This is a genomic window from Promicromonospora sp. CA-289599, from assembly GCF_050936155.1.
Taxonomy (GTDB): domain Bacteria; phylum Actinomycetota; class Actinomycetes; order Actinomycetales; family Cellulomonadaceae; genus Promicromonospora.
Genome location: NZ_JBNJNI010000001.1, coordinates 5,203,325 through 5,217,401 on the forward strand (window position 1 = coordinate 5,203,325; position 14,077 = coordinate 5,217,401).

The 14,077-nt window shown below is 71.1% G+C and carries 18 protein-coding genes; 3 read left to right on the top strand and 15 right to left on the bottom strand.

Annotation, left to right across the window (positions count from 1 at the left end; genetic code table 11):
- Nucleotide 1: 1 nt before the first annotated feature.
- The 6 genes from ACQEVI_RS23150 to ACQEVI_RS23175 all read right to left on the bottom strand — a co-directional run bounded on the left by ACQEVI_RS23150 (nt 2) and on the right by ACQEVI_RS23175 (nt 5,819).
- Nucleotides 2-1,015, bottom strand: coding sequence for a ThuA domain-containing protein (locus ACQEVI_RS23150; protein ID WP_432903415.1), 1,014 nt, complete (start codon nt 1,013-1,015; stop codon nt 2-4).
- 107 nt (nt 1,016-1,122) lie between these two features.
- Nucleotides 1,123-1,923 (bottom strand): ABC transporter ATP-binding protein, encoded by an 801-nt coding sequence (locus ACQEVI_RS23155; RefSeq protein ID WP_432903418.1) that lies wholly within the window; start codon nt 1,921-1,923, stop codon nt 1,123-1,125.
- Nucleotides 1,913-2,668 carry an ABC transporter ATP-binding protein gene (locus ACQEVI_RS23160; protein ID WP_432903420.1) on the bottom strand — a complete coding sequence of 252 codons (756 nt, stop codon included), beginning with the start codon at nt 2,666-2,668 and terminating at the stop codon, nt 1,913-1,915. Before ACQEVI_RS23160 ends, ACQEVI_RS23155 begins: the two co-directional genes overlap by 11 nt.
- Nucleotides 2,665-3,705: a branched-chain amino acid ABC transporter permease gene (locus tag ACQEVI_RS23165; protein ID WP_432903423.1), complete on the bottom strand. Its 1,041-nt coding sequence runs from the start codon at nt 3,703-3,705 to the stop codon at nt 2,665-2,667. Before ACQEVI_RS23165 ends, ACQEVI_RS23160 begins: the two co-directional genes overlap by 4 nt.
- Nucleotides 3,689-4,573, bottom strand: coding sequence for a branched-chain amino acid ABC transporter permease (locus ACQEVI_RS23170; RefSeq protein WP_432903426.1), 885 nt, complete (start codon nt 4,571-4,573; stop codon nt 3,689-3,691). The genes ACQEVI_RS23165 and ACQEVI_RS23170 overlap by 17 nt, the downstream gene beginning before the upstream one ends.
- 4 nt (nt 4,574-4,577) lie before the next feature.
- Entirely contained in the window at nt 4,578-5,819 is a 1,242-nt protein-coding gene (locus tag ACQEVI_RS23175; protein WP_432903428.1) for an amino acid ABC transporter substrate-binding protein, read from the bottom strand.
- Between the two features lie 124 nt (nt 5,820-5,943).
- Here ACQEVI_RS23175 and ACQEVI_RS23180 point away from each other — a divergent pair, with 124 nt between their 5' ends.
- The gene (locus ACQEVI_RS23180) at nt 5,944-6,978 is read left to right on the top strand and encodes a LacI family DNA-binding transcriptional regulator (RefSeq protein WP_432903431.1); all 1,035 of its coding nucleotides are present in this window, start codon (nt 5,944-5,946) and stop codon (nt 6,976-6,978) included.
- Nucleotides 6,979-7,009: 31 nt separating this feature from the next.
- Here the strand turns inward: ACQEVI_RS23180 and ACQEVI_RS23185 are convergent, their stop codons facing one another.
- From ACQEVI_RS23185 to ACQEVI_RS23195, 3 genes are all read right to left on the bottom strand, one after another.
- Nucleotides 7,010-7,795 carry an alpha/beta fold hydrolase gene (locus tag ACQEVI_RS23185; RefSeq protein ID WP_432903434.1) on the bottom strand — a complete coding sequence of 262 codons (786 nt, stop codon included), beginning with the start codon at nt 7,793-7,795 and terminating at the stop codon, nt 7,010-7,012.
- On the bottom strand, nt 7,792-8,304 hold the full coding sequence (locus ACQEVI_RS23190) for a PadR family transcriptional regulator (RefSeq protein ID WP_432903436.1): 513 nt from the start codon (nt 8,302-8,304) through the stop codon (nt 7,792-7,794). The genes ACQEVI_RS23185 and ACQEVI_RS23190 overlap by 4 nt, the downstream gene beginning before the upstream one ends.
- Before the next feature lie 136 nt (nt 8,305-8,440).
- Nucleotides 8,441-9,643 carry a sialidase family protein gene (locus ACQEVI_RS23195; protein ID WP_432903439.1) on the bottom strand — a complete coding sequence of 401 codons (1,203 nt, stop codon included), beginning with the start codon at nt 9,641-9,643 and terminating at the stop codon, nt 8,441-8,443.
- Between the two features lie 315 nt (nt 9,644-9,958).
- Between ACQEVI_RS23195 and ACQEVI_RS23200 the strand changes: the two genes are divergently transcribed.
- Nucleotides 9,959-11,230 (top strand): ATP-grasp domain-containing protein, encoded by a 1,272-nt coding sequence (locus tag ACQEVI_RS23200; protein WP_432903442.1) that lies wholly within the window; start codon nt 9,959-9,961, stop codon nt 11,228-11,230.
- A 79-nt stretch (nt 11,231-11,309) separates the two neighbouring features.
- Here ACQEVI_RS23200 and rpmF read toward each other — a convergent pair whose 3' ends face one another.
- Genes rpmF through rpmB form a run of 6 tightly spaced genes read right to left on the bottom strand, consistent with a single transcriptional unit; the run spans nt 11,310 to nt 12,691 of the window.
- On the bottom strand, nt 11,310-11,480 hold the full coding sequence (rpmF, locus tag ACQEVI_RS23205; RefSeq protein ID WP_432903445.1) for a 50S ribosomal protein L32: 171 nt from the start codon (nt 11,478-11,480) through the stop codon (nt 11,310-11,312).
- Between the two features lie 16 nt (nt 11,481-11,496).
- Complete coding sequence (gene rpmG / locus ACQEVI_RS23210) at nt 11,497-11,664, bottom strand: 50S ribosomal protein L33 (protein ID WP_357451982.1); 168 nt, start codon at nt 11,662-11,664, stop codon at nt 11,497-11,499.
- Nucleotides 11,664-11,987, bottom strand: a complete 324-nt coding sequence (locus ACQEVI_RS23215; RefSeq protein ID WP_432903448.1) for a type B 50S ribosomal protein L31 — start codon at nt 11,985-11,987, stop codon at nt 11,664-11,666. Before ACQEVI_RS23215 ends, rpmG begins: the two co-directional genes overlap by 1 nt.
- Nucleotides 11,988-12,003: 16 nt before the next feature.
- The gene (gene ykgO / locus ACQEVI_RS23220; RefSeq protein ID WP_432903451.1) at nt 12,004-12,126 is read right to left on the bottom strand and encodes a type B 50S ribosomal protein L36; all 123 of its coding nucleotides are present in this window, start codon (nt 12,124-12,126) and stop codon (nt 12,004-12,006) included.
- Between the two features lie 23 nt (nt 12,127-12,149).
- Complete coding sequence (gene rpsN / locus ACQEVI_RS23225) at nt 12,150-12,455, bottom strand: 30S ribosomal protein S14 (RefSeq protein WP_419702511.1); 306 nt, start codon at nt 12,453-12,455, stop codon at nt 12,150-12,152.
- The gene (rpmB, locus tag ACQEVI_RS23230) at nt 12,455-12,691 is read right to left on the bottom strand and encodes a 50S ribosomal protein L28 (RefSeq protein ID WP_129787203.1); all 237 of its coding nucleotides are present in this window, start codon (nt 12,689-12,691) and stop codon (nt 12,455-12,457) included. The genes rpsN and rpmB overlap by 1 nt, the downstream gene beginning before the upstream one ends.
- A 129-nt stretch (nt 12,692-12,820) precedes the next feature.
- Between rpmB and ACQEVI_RS23235 the strand changes: the two genes are divergently transcribed.
- Entirely contained in the window at nt 12,821-14,050 is a 1,230-nt protein-coding gene (locus tag ACQEVI_RS23235; protein WP_432903456.1) for a GTP-binding protein, read from the top strand.
- Nucleotides 14,051-14,077: the final 27 nt, after the last annotated feature.

Genomic DNA, 14,077 nt, shown 5'->3' on the forward strand with positions numbered 1-14,077 from the left:
GTCACCGGCAGAACGGCCGCGCCCCGGCCGCGCTGAGGATGCCGCCCACCACGTGCGTCTCGAACGACTCGGCGCCCGCGAGCGCCGAGTCCTCCGTCCAGGCGGCGGGGTCGTGGCCGAGCGTGGTGACCCACGCGCGACCGCCGTCGTAGTACTGGCACCACGAGACCGGATGGTCGCCCGCGTGCCCGGGGTGCCCGTTGAACCCGGTGTGGTCGCCGATGGTCGTGGTGTCCACCTCGGCGAGGAACCGCACGCCCGTGGGAAACGGTTCGAGGTGGTACCACTCGTCGCGGAAGTCCCACCGGCGCGGCAGGTCGCGCGTCGAGGCGTCGCGGCGGCTGTTCGTGACGACCTGCCCGTCGCGGTGCGGCCCGTGGTCGTAGAAGTTGGCGCCGCCGAGCAGTCCCTGGAACCACGGCCAGTGGTACATCGCGCCGAGCGTGTTGTGGATCGCGACGAACCCGCCGCCGGACCGGACGTACTGCAGCAGCGCGGTCTGGGACGCGTCGTCGAGCATGGTGCGGGAGTTGCTGAGGAACACGACGGCGTCGTACGGCGCGAGCTTGGCGGGGGCGTCGAGCTGGCGCACGTCCTCGGTCCAGTCGACGTCGAACCCGTGCTCCTGGCCCCACCGGACGACGGCGTTCTGCGCGACGTGCGCCGACGTGAGCGGCGGGTTCATGCCCGCGGGCAGCAGCGGCCCGAGGTGGGCGTGCCGGGAGCTCCCGGTCGCGGTGAGGACGAGCACGCGCACGACGCCGTCGTCGTCGCGCGGCAGGTCCCAGTCGTTGTAGCAGTCGGGGTTGATGCCCCGGCAGACGCCGTAGTCGGCGACCTTGTCGCGGTAGGGATCCTGGCGGCCCGCGGACGACGACGATATCGCACCGGACGAGCCCCCGCCGACGGCGGGCGTGAGATGCAGCCCGGCGAGCAGCGCGGCCAGGATCGCCAGGCCGAGCACCACCTGTCCGGCACTGCCGAGCGATTTTCCCAGGGCGGATCGAAGCGACATGACAGTTCTCCTTTGAACGGCCGGCGGTCAGTCCTGTCTCGTTGAGTGCGGGGTATTCGCCCTTTCACGGGGCGCAGAAGGGCGAATACCCAGCACTCAACGGTGGGTCAGGGGGAGGGGGCCTCCTTCGGGCGGCCGCCCAGGTAGAGCTGGGCCAGGCGAGGGTCCGCCAGGAGGGTTGGGGCCGGGCCGGTGATGTGTACCTTGCCCAGGTCGAGGACGCAGCCGACGTCGGCCGCCTCCAGCGCTCGGCGCGCGTTCTGCTCGACCAGGAGTACCGCCGTACCGGCGTCGCGCATGCGCTGCACCTGCTCGAACACCTTTCCCGTCGCCTTGGGGTCGAGCCCCATCGACGGCTCGTCGAGCAGCACGACCTTGGGCCGCACCATGAGGGAGCGGGCGAACTCGACCTGCTTCTGCTGCCCGCCCGACAGCGCCCCGGCCAGCGCCGACCACCGCTCGCCGACCAGCGGGAACAGCTCGGTGACGAAGTCGATGCGCTCGGCGACCAGCGCCTTGTCCCGCACGGTGTACGCGCCGAGCAGCACGTTCTCCGCGACCGTCATCTCGGGGAACACGCTGTGCCCCTGCGGCACGTGGGACAGCCCGGCGGCCAGCAGCTGCTGCGGGGTGCGTCCGGTGACGTCGGCGCCGTCGACCACCACGTGCCCGGAGCGGGGCCTGAGCAGGCCGCTGGCGACCTTGAGCACCGTCGACTTGCCGGCGCCGTTCGGCCCGACGAGGCACACCACGCTGCCCGGCGCGACCGTCACGGACAGCCCGCGCAGCACGAGCGCGGCGCGGCCGTAGCCGGCCTGCACGTCGGTCAGGCGCAGGAGGGGTTCGACGGCGGTCGGGCCGGCCCGCTCGACGGTCGGCACGGGTCCGGGTGCCGGTTCAGACGCCAAGGTATGCCTCCAGGACCAAGGGGTCGTCCTGCACGACGGCGGGAGCGCCCTGCGCGATCGGCCGGCCCCTGTCGAACACGACCACGTGGTCGCTCAGGCCCATGACGAGCTCCATGTTGTGCTCCACGATGACGAAGGTGCGGCCCTCGGCGTTGAGCTCCCGCACCAGGTCGGCGATGCGGTCCACGAGCGCCGGGTTCACGCCGCCGGCCGGCTCGTCGAGCATGATCGTGCGCGGGTCGCCCATGAGCACCCCGGCGAGCTCGAGCAGCTTCTGCTGGCCGTAGGAGATGTCGCGCGCCTCGGCGTGCTCCAGGTGGTCGATGCCGACGCGCGCCAGCAGCTCGCGCGCCCGCCCGACGTCGGCGGGGTTCCGCGACCCGCGCAGCCGCTGCAGCAGCCCGTGCGGCTGCACCGCGACCAGCATGTTCTCCAGCACGGTGAGCCGGGGGAAGATCCGGCAGAGCTGGAAGCTCCGGCCGATCCCGGACCGGGCGATCCGGTGCGGCGGCAGCCCCGTCACGTCCCGGCCCTGATAGGTCACGGTGCCGGAGTCGGGCTTGATCATGCCGGTGACGCAGTTGAAGAACGTCGTCTTGCCCGAGCCGTTGGGGCCGATCAGGGCGTTGATCTCGCCCTCGTGGAAGGCGACGGACGCGCCGTCGATCGCCCGGACACCACCGAACGACTTGGTCAGGTCCTGCGTGCTCACCGAACCCTGGGCGGGTGCTGTCGGGGTGGTCATCGGCCCGCCTCCTCGCGTCGCTTGTCGTCGCGTTGCTCAGCCAGCTCCTCGGCGCTCTGCTCGCGGATCGACGCCGCCCCGCGCCGCCGGTTCAGGGCGGAGGTCAGGGCCGGGATGACACCGTCGGGCATGAACAGGACGACCAGGCCGAGCAGGATGCCGGTGGCGACCAGGTGGAACTGCGTGTCGCCGTACTGGGACTTGAACACCTCTACCGCGTACCCCACGACGACGGCGCCGAGCAGCGGGCCGAAGAGGCTGCGCACCCCGCCGAGCAGCGACATGAGCACCATGTACGTGCCCACCAGGATCGAGAACTGGAAGATCGGGTCGAGGTAGCCGAACCACAGCGCGTACAGGCCGCCGCCCAGCGCGGTGAAGAACGCGCTCACCACGAGCGCCGTCAGCTTGTACGCGAACGTGGGCACGCCCAGCGCCTGCGCCTTGTCCTCGTCCTCGCGGATGGCCTTGAGCCCGGCGCCGAGCCGGGACCGCTCGATCGCCCACCAGGTCAGCAGCGCCAGCGCGAGCAGCACGGCGTGCAGGTAGAAGAACCGCTCGTGCTGCTCGGGCCGCAGCACCTCGGTGCCGAACGGACGCGGCACCCGCAGCCCGTTCGAGCCGCCGGTGAAGGTGTGCCAACTCTGGAACGTGAGCTGCAGGATCAGCACCAGCGCGATCGACGCGATGACGAACGACGCGCCCCGCACGCGCAGCGACGCGATGCCCACGGGGACCGCTATGACGGCGACGATCAGACCGCCGGCTAGCAGTGCGAGCCACGGGTCCATCCCGGTCCGGAGGATGAGCAGCGCCGTCGCGTAGCCGCCGAGGCCCGAGTAGGCGGCGTGGCCCAGCGAGATGTACCCGGTGAACCCGCCCACGAGGTTCCAGGACGTCGCGAGCACCGCGTAGCTGAGGATCACGACGCCGACGGACAGGATGAACGGGTCGGGGGCGAGGGACGGGAACAGGAGCACCACGGCGACGAGGGCGAGCAGGGCGGCGATCCGGAGGAACCTAGAAGCGTTGGGCAAGGCGACCTCCGAAGAATCCCTGCGGGCGGATCATGAGGGTCACGAACAGGGCCAGGTAGAACACGGTCTGTGCCCAGGTGGTGCCGAGCGGCACCTGCAGCAGGCTCGCCGCGACGCCCAGCAGCAGGGCCGCGATCGCGGCTCCTGGGATGCTGCCCAGCCCGCCGACGACGATGATCGCCATCAGCGGGCCGATCCAGTGCCAGTGCAGCGACGGGTAGATCGTGTAGTCGAGCGCGAGCGCCGTCCCGCCGATCGCCGCCGTCGCGAGCCCCAGCCCGAAGCCGAGCCCGGCCACGCGGTCGGTGTCGATGCCGATGAGCCGCGCCGCCTCGGGGTGCTGGGTGGTGGCGCGCAGGGCCCGCCCGAAGGACGTCTTGCGCAGGATGACGTACAGCGCCCCGAGCGAGAGGGCCGCGAGCGCGAACGCGATGAGCTTGACGACGGCGATGCTGACGCCGGCCACCTCGATGCTCGTGCCTGAGTACGGGAGCTGGACGCGGCGCTGGGTGCCGGTCCAGACGAACCCGAGCAGGCCCTCGATGGTCAGGGCCACGGCGAACGTCAGCAGCACCGACATGGTGGTGAGGCTGATGGGCCGCAGCCTGGAGACCAGGAACCGCTGCATGCCGTACCCGACCACGAAGAACAGCGGCACCGTGATGACGAGCGACAGCAGCGGGTCGAGCCCGGAGGTCTCGTGGAAGTACCAGGCGAGGTAGGCGCTAAGGATCAGGAACGCCGAGTGCGCGATCATGACCACCCGCATGACGCCGAAGTACAGCGTCAGGCCCGCCGCGAGGAGGGCGTAGAGCCCGCCGAGCAGGACGCCCAGCACCAGGCTCTGCGCGAACAGGGCACCGGTCATGCGATCACCACTCGGGCTTCGGGTGCACGAGGTCGGCTTCCTTGACGTCGTCGGGCAGCACGATCTTGATCTCGCCGTCGACGTACTGCTGAATGAGGTGGGCGCTCTGCGGGCGGCCCTGGGCGTCCCAGCTCAGCGGGCCGACCACGGTCTCGACCTCGTTCCCGTGCAGCCAGTCGATGAGCTGCTGCTGGCACTCGGGCGACGGGTCGGCGCAGCCCACCGCCTCGACCGCCGCGGCGACGACCTGCCCGGTGGTCCAGGCGTTCGCCTCGTCCTCGGCGGGCGGGGCGTCGTGCTCGGCCGTGTAGACCTCGACGAACTCCTCGTTCGAGGGGTAGGGCGCCGTCGTCGTGTAACCGGTGGGCGCGAGGATGCCCTCGGTCTTGTCGCCGATCGCCGCGGGGAACTCGGCGTTCGTGGGGGCCCCGGAGATCGCCGCCATGTCGGGCTGGTAGCCCTGCTGCTGCAGCGCGACGACGAGGTTGACGCCGTCCTGGTACTGCGACCCGACGACGAGCAGGTCCGCGTCGGAGTCCGCGATCTTCGCGGCGATGCCGCTGAAGTCCGTGGTGTTCGGCGGGTAGACCTCGTCCTCGACCACCTCGATGCCCTCGGCGGCGAGCTTGTCCCGCAGGCCGTACGCGGTGCCCTGGGCGAACGGGTCGTCCATGGAGGCGACGGCGACGGTCTCGGGCCGCTCGCCCTCGGGCAGGGCCAGGATGTGTTCGGCGAGGTGGTCGTAGTGGTCGTCGGCGATGGCCGGCGCCGCGTAGAAGAGGTTGTCGAACCCCTGCTCGAACACCTCGGCGGCGGCCCCGGCGGGCTCCACGAAGAGGAACCCGTAGTCCTGCGCCACCTGGGCGGCGGGGATCACGAGCCGGGTCGAGAACGGCCCGAAGACGAGGTCGACACCGTCCTGGTTGATCAGCCGTTCGTAGTCGGAGGCGACCCGGTCCGCGTTGGACTGGTCGTCGACGATGATGAGCTCCACCTGGCGGCCCAGCAGGCCGCCATTGGAGTTCACGTGCGCCGCCCAGGCCTCGTAGCCGCGCTGCACGCCCTTGCCGGGTTCCGCGAAGTCCCCGGTCAGCGGCAGCGAGACGCCGATGACTATCGGGTCGTCGGGGCCGCCGGACCCGCCGTCCTGGCTACCGCCCCCACCTGGGCTCGCCAGACAGGCGGACAGGGTCATGGTCGTGGTCGCGGCGACAGCCGCTACCGTCAGGCGTCGGGTTGCTCTCATGGTCCACTCCCTTGTGGCAAGCGCTTCCGTAACCGCTTACGGCACTCTAGGAACTGGGACGCTGGGTGACAAGGGGTTTGGCACCTTCCATTACGTATTGCTGTACCCGTGGCGAGGAGATCTGATGCGGAAGCACACCGCCGGGCTGCGCCTGGTCGACGTCGCCGAGCAGGCCGGCGTGTCCATCGCCACCGCGTCGCGTGCGCTGTCCGGTGCGGCGGGCGTGTCCGAGGCGCTGGCCGAACGGGTGCGGGCCGTGGCGCGCGACCTGGGCTACGTCGCGAACGTGCACGCGCGGTCGCTCGCGAGCGGCGCGAGCCCCGGCGTCGGGCTCGTGGTGCACGAGATCGGCGACCCGTACTTCGCCGAGATCGCCAGCGGCGTGCTGGAGGTCGCCGGCACGCACGGCCGCATGGTGCAGATCTGCCACACGGGCCGCGACCCGTTCACCGAGGTGGCGCAGCTGCGGGCGCTCGTGAACGCCCGCGTCGGCATCATCGTCGTCGCGGGGTCCGGGCACCTCGACCGCGACGTGCAGTCCCGGATGAAGGCCGAGGTGCAGGCCTTTGAGTCGGTCGGCGGACGGGTCGCCGTCATCGGCAGGCACCCCCACCTGGGCGTCGACACCGTGGTGCCGGCCAACGTCGAGGGCGGCCGGGCGATCGCCGAGCACCTGCTCGGGCTCGGGCACCGCCGCATCGGCATCGCGGCCGGCTCACGCAGGCTCGCCACCATGGCCGACCGCCTCGACGGCGTCTCGCGTGCGCTGGGCGAGCACGGGCTGACGCTCGACGACCTGCCCCTGGTCGAGGCGGAGTTCACGCTCGACGGCGGCAAGGAGGCCGCCCGCCGCATCCTCGACGAGCACCCGGACGTCACGGCGATCCTCGCGCTCAACGACGACATGGCCGTCGGCGTGCTGTCGGTGCTGGGGGAGCGCGGCGTGGCCGTCCCGGGCGACGTGTCGGTGACGGGGTTCGACGACGTCACCGTGGCCGGGCATCTCTCGCCCGCCCTGACGACGGTGCGCCTGCCGATGAAGGACATGGGACGTCAGGCGCTCGAGCTCGCGCTCCTGCCGCGGGCCGCGCGCCCCCGGCGTCGGACCGCGGAGCAGGAGCTCATGGTGCGGGCCTCGACGGCGCGCGCCAAGAGTTGATCCGCTGGGCGTGCGCGGGGTCGCGGCGGCGTCACCCCGGGGCAACCGGGAGCAGGGCGGGGGAGGGCTCGCCCGTCGTCAGCCAGTGGGCCAGCGCGGTGTGGAACAGCTCGGGACTTTCGACGTCCCAGACGTGGTGCATCCCCGGCGCGAGCCGCGCCACCGCGTGGGGTACGCGGGAGGTCACCTCGCTCATCGCGTCCCGGATGACGCGGGGCTCCTTCTCGCCGACGATCGCGAGGAACGGGCCGACGAACCGGCGGAGGCCATCGAGGTCGCGGGCCGGGACGCCGTCGTAGAGCTCCGGGACCATCCGGCTGATCGAGTCGCGGTCGATCCCGACGCCTGTCTCGACGAACACATCGACGGCATCCGGTGGCAGGCGGTACACCTTGGCCATCGTCTTCCAGTACCCGGTGCTGCCGAAGAGCGGGATCTGGGCCAGTCCGGCCCAGCGGGCGAACCCGCGCAGACCCTGCAGGATCGCTCCGGTCACGAAGACGCTCCGGATCACGTCCGGGTGGCGCGCCGCGAGGGCGGTCCCCACGACGCCGCCGAGCGACAGCCCGACCACGTGGGCCTGACCGCCGTGGCCGCGCTCGCGGACGAGGTCGGCGAGCTCGTCGGCCGTCGTCGAGAGGTCGGTCCAGGCATGGTGTGCCGAAGCGCCGAACCCGGGCAGGTCCGGGAGGAGGGAATGGTGGTCGGGGAGCGCCTTGGCCTGCTCGGTCCATGACCAGCCGGCGACGCTGCCGCCGTGCAGGAACAGCACCGACTCGTCCGCGTCGGGGTGGTGCTCGGCGAAGTGGATGCTCACAGCGCGGCCTCCAGCTCGTCGAGCCACGCGACCTCGGCCTGGACCTCGAGGATCCCCTTGCGCAGCGTCGCCGACCGGAGCCGGGCGGCCAGGTCGCCGTCCACGACCGGGAGGCCCTCCAGCGTGGCGAGCAGACGACGCGCCGAGTCCCGGCGCTCCGCGAGGAGCACCCGGACCAGCTCGGGGTCGTCCTCCCGCCCGACGAAGAAGAGCTTGCCGAGGAACGGCTCGCGAGGTTTCTCGTCGGGCAGGGGGGACCGTAGCCATTCGGTGAGCCTGGCGCGGCCGCCGTCGGTCAGCCGGTGCTCGCGACGGTCCGGCTTGCCGGTCTGTGGCACGACACGGACGTCGACGAGACCGTCCTGCTCGAGCCGGGTGAGCGTGCGATAGATCTGCGACTGGTCGGCGGACCAGAAGTGGGCGACGGTGCCGTCGAACGCCTTCTTGAGGTCGTAGCCGGTCATCGGGCGCAGGTCGAGGAGGCCGAGGATCAGGGCGTCGAGTGCCATGTCGCATACTCTACATCACATATATGGGACAGTGCATATATGGATCGGTGTCGGCCAGCCGGTCACGAGTGTGTTGCTGTGAGCAGAACCGGTCGACTCACAGCAACACGCTCGCGGAACTACATGCGGAACTACATCAGGCCGGGACCAGCCAGCTCGGAGTGAACCGGCGGAGCACCACCGCGCTCGGCGAGTTGTTCAGCTCGCCGATCGTCGGGTTCGCGGTCTGGACGCGGCGTGCTTCCACCAGTGCGAGAACGATGCCGCTGCCGGTAGAGGTCAGTGCGGAGTAGCCGCCCTCACGGAGGTTGCCCACCTGGTTGCCCTCGCTCGCCAGCGGGTCGGTGCTCAGGAACCGCTCGTAGGCGTTGGGCCAGCTCTCGCCGCCGTCGGCGCTCGCGCGCAGCTTCATCTGGTAGCGGTTGTTGTCCTGCCGGCTCGCGGAGTTCAGGTGGATGAGGAACGGGTTGCCGTTGATCGTGTGCGAGATCTGGGCAGCGTGTGAACCGGGATCGATGATCTGGGTGCGCCAGTACTCGTCACCGAACTGCTGCCAGCTGCCCGGGTTCCCGATGGCGATCCGGCGCGTGTTGGGATAGGTGCCGCCGTTCTTGACCTCCGCATCGAGGGCGCGGTAGTTCAGGACGAGCTGCCCGTCCGGACGCTCCACGACGGTCCCTTCGCCATACGGCGACCGCTGCTCTCCGTCCGCGCTCACGTAGAGCCCGGCGGGAATGCCCTGACGGACCCAGCCCCCGCCTGGCGCCTTCATGATCAGCGCCCCGCGCGCCGGCACCACCTGGGTGCCGTCGGCGCGCTGGATGCCGTTGCCGGGCCCGATGAAGTCGTTGCCGCCGGCTGTTCGGTTCAGTCCCGGCTGCGCGACCGGGCTCGTCCAGCTCGCGCCGTTGTTGTCCGACGTCGCGATATGGACCTCGGGGTCTTCCTGGTAGAGATCTCCGGCCTGGCGGCGCAGCATGAAGCAGGTGAGCCGACCCGTGTCCCGGTCGTGGACCAGCGTCGGGTTGGTCCAGCTCTGGAGCCCCGCTCCCGCGAGCTCGGTCGCGATGCTCCACGACAGCCCGGAGTCGGTCGACCGGCGGATCAGCAGGTTGAAGTTGCCACTGGCATCGAGATTGCCGTTCGGCCGCCCCTCCACCAGCGCGATCACCACGCTCGTCCCTGGGATCGCGAAGATCGAGGGGATGCGGCACGAGTGGTAGTTGCCGTTCCCGCTCGGCTTGGGGATGGACGCCGCTCCGGCCTGGGCGTCCCCGAAGAGCATCTTGCTCTCCATCCCGTCCGGTTCGATAGCGAACGCCCGATGCGGTGCCGCCACCCCCGCACCTGTCAGTCCGAGCGCGGCTGCGCTGGCCGCTCCACCGAGAAACATTCGACGCGATAGTGTCATGCGCTATTCCTCACTGACCCTGTAGGAAGAGACCGGCCCAACAGATCGTGCAGGTCGGCCGCCGCCAACGTTGCTCTCGGCACAGCGGTGCGTCAAGGAAAGGCGCAGGGTCACCCAAGTAGCTACGGGCCCGCGGTCGAGCCGTCCACAGGCCCGGTCGGCCCGGTCGGGTGATCCGTGGCAGGCTGTGCGCCATGTTGAGAACGACTCTCGTTCGCGCCCGCCTCGACGGAGGGCGCTGACGTGGCGAACCTGCTCATGATCGAGAGCTGGCTGCAGTCCACCGGCCTCATGCTCCCGCCCCTGCTGCGCGACGGCGGCCACCACTACGTCCTGGTGACCCGGGACCCCGACCTCTATCGCCTGCCCGACGGCGAGCCCCATCCCGTCCTGGCGCTCGCCTCCGATGTGGTCATCGCGGAGACGAACGACGACGTCGCGCTCGTCGCCGCGGCCCGGGCGGTTGCCGCCCGGCGGGGGATCGACGGCGTGCTGACGACCTGCGACTACTACCTGCCGGCGGTCGCGCTCGTCGCCGAGGAGCTGGGCCTGCCCGGCGCGCCGGCCGACGTCCTGCACACTGCCACGCGCAAGCACCTGGTGCGCCAGGTGCTCGCGGCCAAGGGCGTGCCGGACGTGCCGTACGCGGTGGCGTCCACCTGGGCACAGGCGCACAAGGCGGCCGCCGATCTCGGCTACCCGCTGGTGGTCAAGCCTGTCGACATGAACTCCGGGACCGGCGTGCGCAAGGTGCACGACGAGGCGGGGCTGGCCGTCGCCTTCGCCGACGCGACGGCGCCCGAGCGGAACACCCGCGACCAGCCGCTGGAGCGGCTCGCGCTGCTCGAGCGGGTGCTGGAGGGGCCGGAGTACAGCGTGGAGTCCGTGACCAGGGACGGTGTCACGCGGGTCCTGGGCATCACCGCGAAGTCCGTGGCGGAGCCGGGCGTCGAGGCCGGGTCCGGGTTCGTGGAGTCGGGGCACCTGTTCCCGGCGCCGCTCCCGTCCGACGAGCGCGCCGCGATCGAGCGGCACGTCGTGGCGGTGCTCGACGCCGTCGGGCTCACGCACGGGATCAGCCACACGGAGGTGCGGGTCACCGCCGCCGGGCCGCGCCTGATCGAGCTGAACCCGCGGCAGGGCGGCGGCTACATCTTCGAGCTCGTGCGCCTGGTGACCGGGTTCAACCCGCTGCAGGTGCTCGTGGACCTGGCGCTCGGCCGGGAGCCGGTGCCCGGGCCCTCGGTCGCGGCCAGCGCGGCGGTGACGTTCCTGCTGCCGCCGTCCGACGGCGTGGTGCGCGAGGTGCTGGGCGTGGAGCGCCTGGCCGCGGACGACCGCGTGGTCGGCTACGAGACGCCGTCGTCGGGCCGCGAGGTGCGCCCAGGCGACAACAACGAGCGGATCGGGCACGTGCTGGTCGCGGACCCGCATGGCCAGGACGCGAAGACCTGGGCCGACGAGCTGGCGGAGGGCCTCGACGTCCGGATCGACACGGTGGTCACGACTTCCTGACCGGGCGCGTGGTCGCGCACACAACAAACGCCCCGGCGCTGAGCGCCGGGGCGTCGTGCGTAGTGTCAGTCCGGGATGATCAGTCCGGGACGATCAGGCCACGCCGGACGGCGGGGACCAGCCGGGCCGGGACCTTCACCTGGCGTCCGTCCACAGTGGTCACCGGGACGAGCTCGGGCACCTTGGCCTTCCACTGCGACCGACGAGATCGCGTGTTCGACCGGGACATCTTTCTCTTGGGGACCGCCATGACGGCCTCCTTTCTGTCAGCGCTCCTCGCGGAAGTCCACGTGCTTGCGGATCACGGGGTCGAACTTGCGCAGGATGAGCCGGTCGGGGGTGTTGCGCCGGTTCTTGCGGGTCACGTAGGTGAAGCCGGTGCCCGCCGTCGAGCGCAGCTTGATGACCGGTCGGAGATCAACGCGTGAGGCCATCAGTTACCGCCCTTGCTGTCGTCGGTGCCGTTGTTGCTGGTGCTGGTGCTGTTGTCGTGCTTGGCGTAGCGCTGGCGGAACTTCTCGATGCGGCCGGCGGTGTCGACCACGCGGGCCGAGCCGGTCCAGAACGGGTGGCTCTCGCTGCTGATCTCGACGTCGACCACGGGGTACGTGTTCCCGTCGGACCACTCGATGGTGGCCGCCGGGCGGCCCGGGCCGCCGGCGGTGTCACCGGCGAGCGTCGAGCGGGTGAGGAACGTGAAGCCCGCGCTCGTGTCCCGGAACACCACGGGGCCGTAGGTGGGGTGGATGTTCTTCATTACTTGCTCCTTCCGCTCAGCCCTGGCGCGCCTTCCAGCGCGGGTTGAGCTTGTTGATCACGAACGTCTTGCCGCGCCGGCGCACTACCTTCGCGCCGGGCTTGTTCTTCAGGGACCGCAGGGACGCGCGAACCTTCATGTGTCACTCCTTCGATGTGGCTGTCACCAGCTGGACTTCGTCACCCCGGGCAGCTCGCCCCGGTGCGCCATGTCGCGCAGGCGGATGCGGGACAGGCCGAACTTTCGCGAGTACGCGCGCGGCCGGCCGTCGACGACGTCGCGGTTGCGCAGCCTCGTCGGGCTGGCGTCACGCGGCTGCTTGGCCAGCTCGCTGACGGCGGCGGCGCGCACCACGGCGTCGAGCTTCAGGTTCCGGATGATGCCGCGCAGCTCGGCGCGTCGCTCGGCGTACCGGGCGACCACCTCGCGACGTCGGGCGTCGGCGGCGATCTTCGACTTCTTGGCCATCAGACCTTCTCCCCTCGGGCAAGAATCTGGGCCACGACCACGTCGATGCCCTTGCGATCGATGGTCTTGATGCCCTTGGCACTCACGCGGAGCGTGACGTTGCGGCCGAGCGACGGAACCCAGTAGCGCTTCTTCTGGATGTTCGGGTTGAACCGGCGCTTGGTACGCACGTGGGAGTGCGAGACCGAGTGGCCGAAACCTGGCACGGTGCCCAGCACCTGGCATCTGGCTGACACATGACCTCCTGCTGTTGCGACGGCGACACGGCCGCCGCGTGTGAGAACGGTTCTCATAACGCGCTACAGTGAACCAGAACTGAGAACGGTTATCAATAATTCCCGGCTGGACCGGGGCGAGGAGGCAGCATGTACCGAACCGGCAAGAACCGCGGAAACATCCCGGTGAGCGTCCTGGCCACCACCGACCCGGTGCTGCGCGACTCCACGCTGTTCGGCCTCCTCATGGACGCGCCAGGGGTCGTCGCCGTGCGGCACGACATCCACGCCGAGCACCTGCGCCGCGTCGTCCTCGACGCCACCGGCGTCATCGAGGACGTGATCGTGCCGCTCGAGCACGCGTGCCTCTCCTGCGCCGTCCGCGAGGACGCCGTCCCCACCATCGCGCGCCTCGCCCGCGACGGCCGCTGGACCCAGGTGCTGCTCGCCCTGCCCGTCAGCGCCGAACCGCTGCCCGCCGCGCGCGCCCTCGCGATCGCCGCGGAACCCGGGGGAGCGCTGGACCACACCCGCGTCGCGACGTCCTTCGCCGTCATCGACCTCGACACACTCCAGCAGGACCTCTTCGGCGAGGACACCCTCGCCGAACGCGGCCTCGAGCTCACACCCGACGACGAACGCTCGGTCGGCGAGGCGCTCGCGGCCCAGATCGAGCAGGCGGACCTGGTGGTGACGAGCTCGACCTCGATCGCGCCCACCTCGCCCGGCGAGCCGTCGTCGCCGGCCGAGCCTGTCGCGACCTCGCTCGCCGACGCCGAGTCCGCCGAGACCTGGTCCGCGACGTCGTCCGGTCTGCTCGACCGCCTCCGCGGCGCCGGGACGCGGCGCGTCGACGGCCTGCACGCGCTCTCGGCGTCGGACCTCGCCGCCGCCACGCACTCACCGGCCCGTGCCGAGCGGCGCGCGCACCCCCTCGGTGCGGTGGTGATCAGCGGCCCGGGCGGCGTGCCTGGTGACCGGAGCTGGACGCTCGAGCTGCGCTCGTCGCTGCCGTTCCACCCCGAGCGGCTGCTGGACCAGATCGAGGAGCTGAGCGCGGGCGGCCTGCGGGCGCGCGGCGTGTTCCACGTGGCCGACCGGCCCGGTCTGGCCTGCCTGTGGGACGGCGCCGGCGGGCAGCTGGCCTTCGGTGACCTGGGGCCCTGGCAAGAGGTGTGCGCGGGCACGGTGCCGCACACGCGGATCGTGGTGGTCGGTGTGGCCGACGACCGTGGCACGGATGCGGTCCAGGACGACCGCCGGCGTCTTCTCGAGGCGTTCCAGGTGGCCCTCTGCACCCCGGAGGAGCTGGCCGCCGGCGTCGAGTGGCTGTGGCGCGAGGACCACCTGGCCCCTTGGCTGGGCGCCCGCTCCGTCTAACCCCTCGTTGAGTGCTGGGTATTTGCC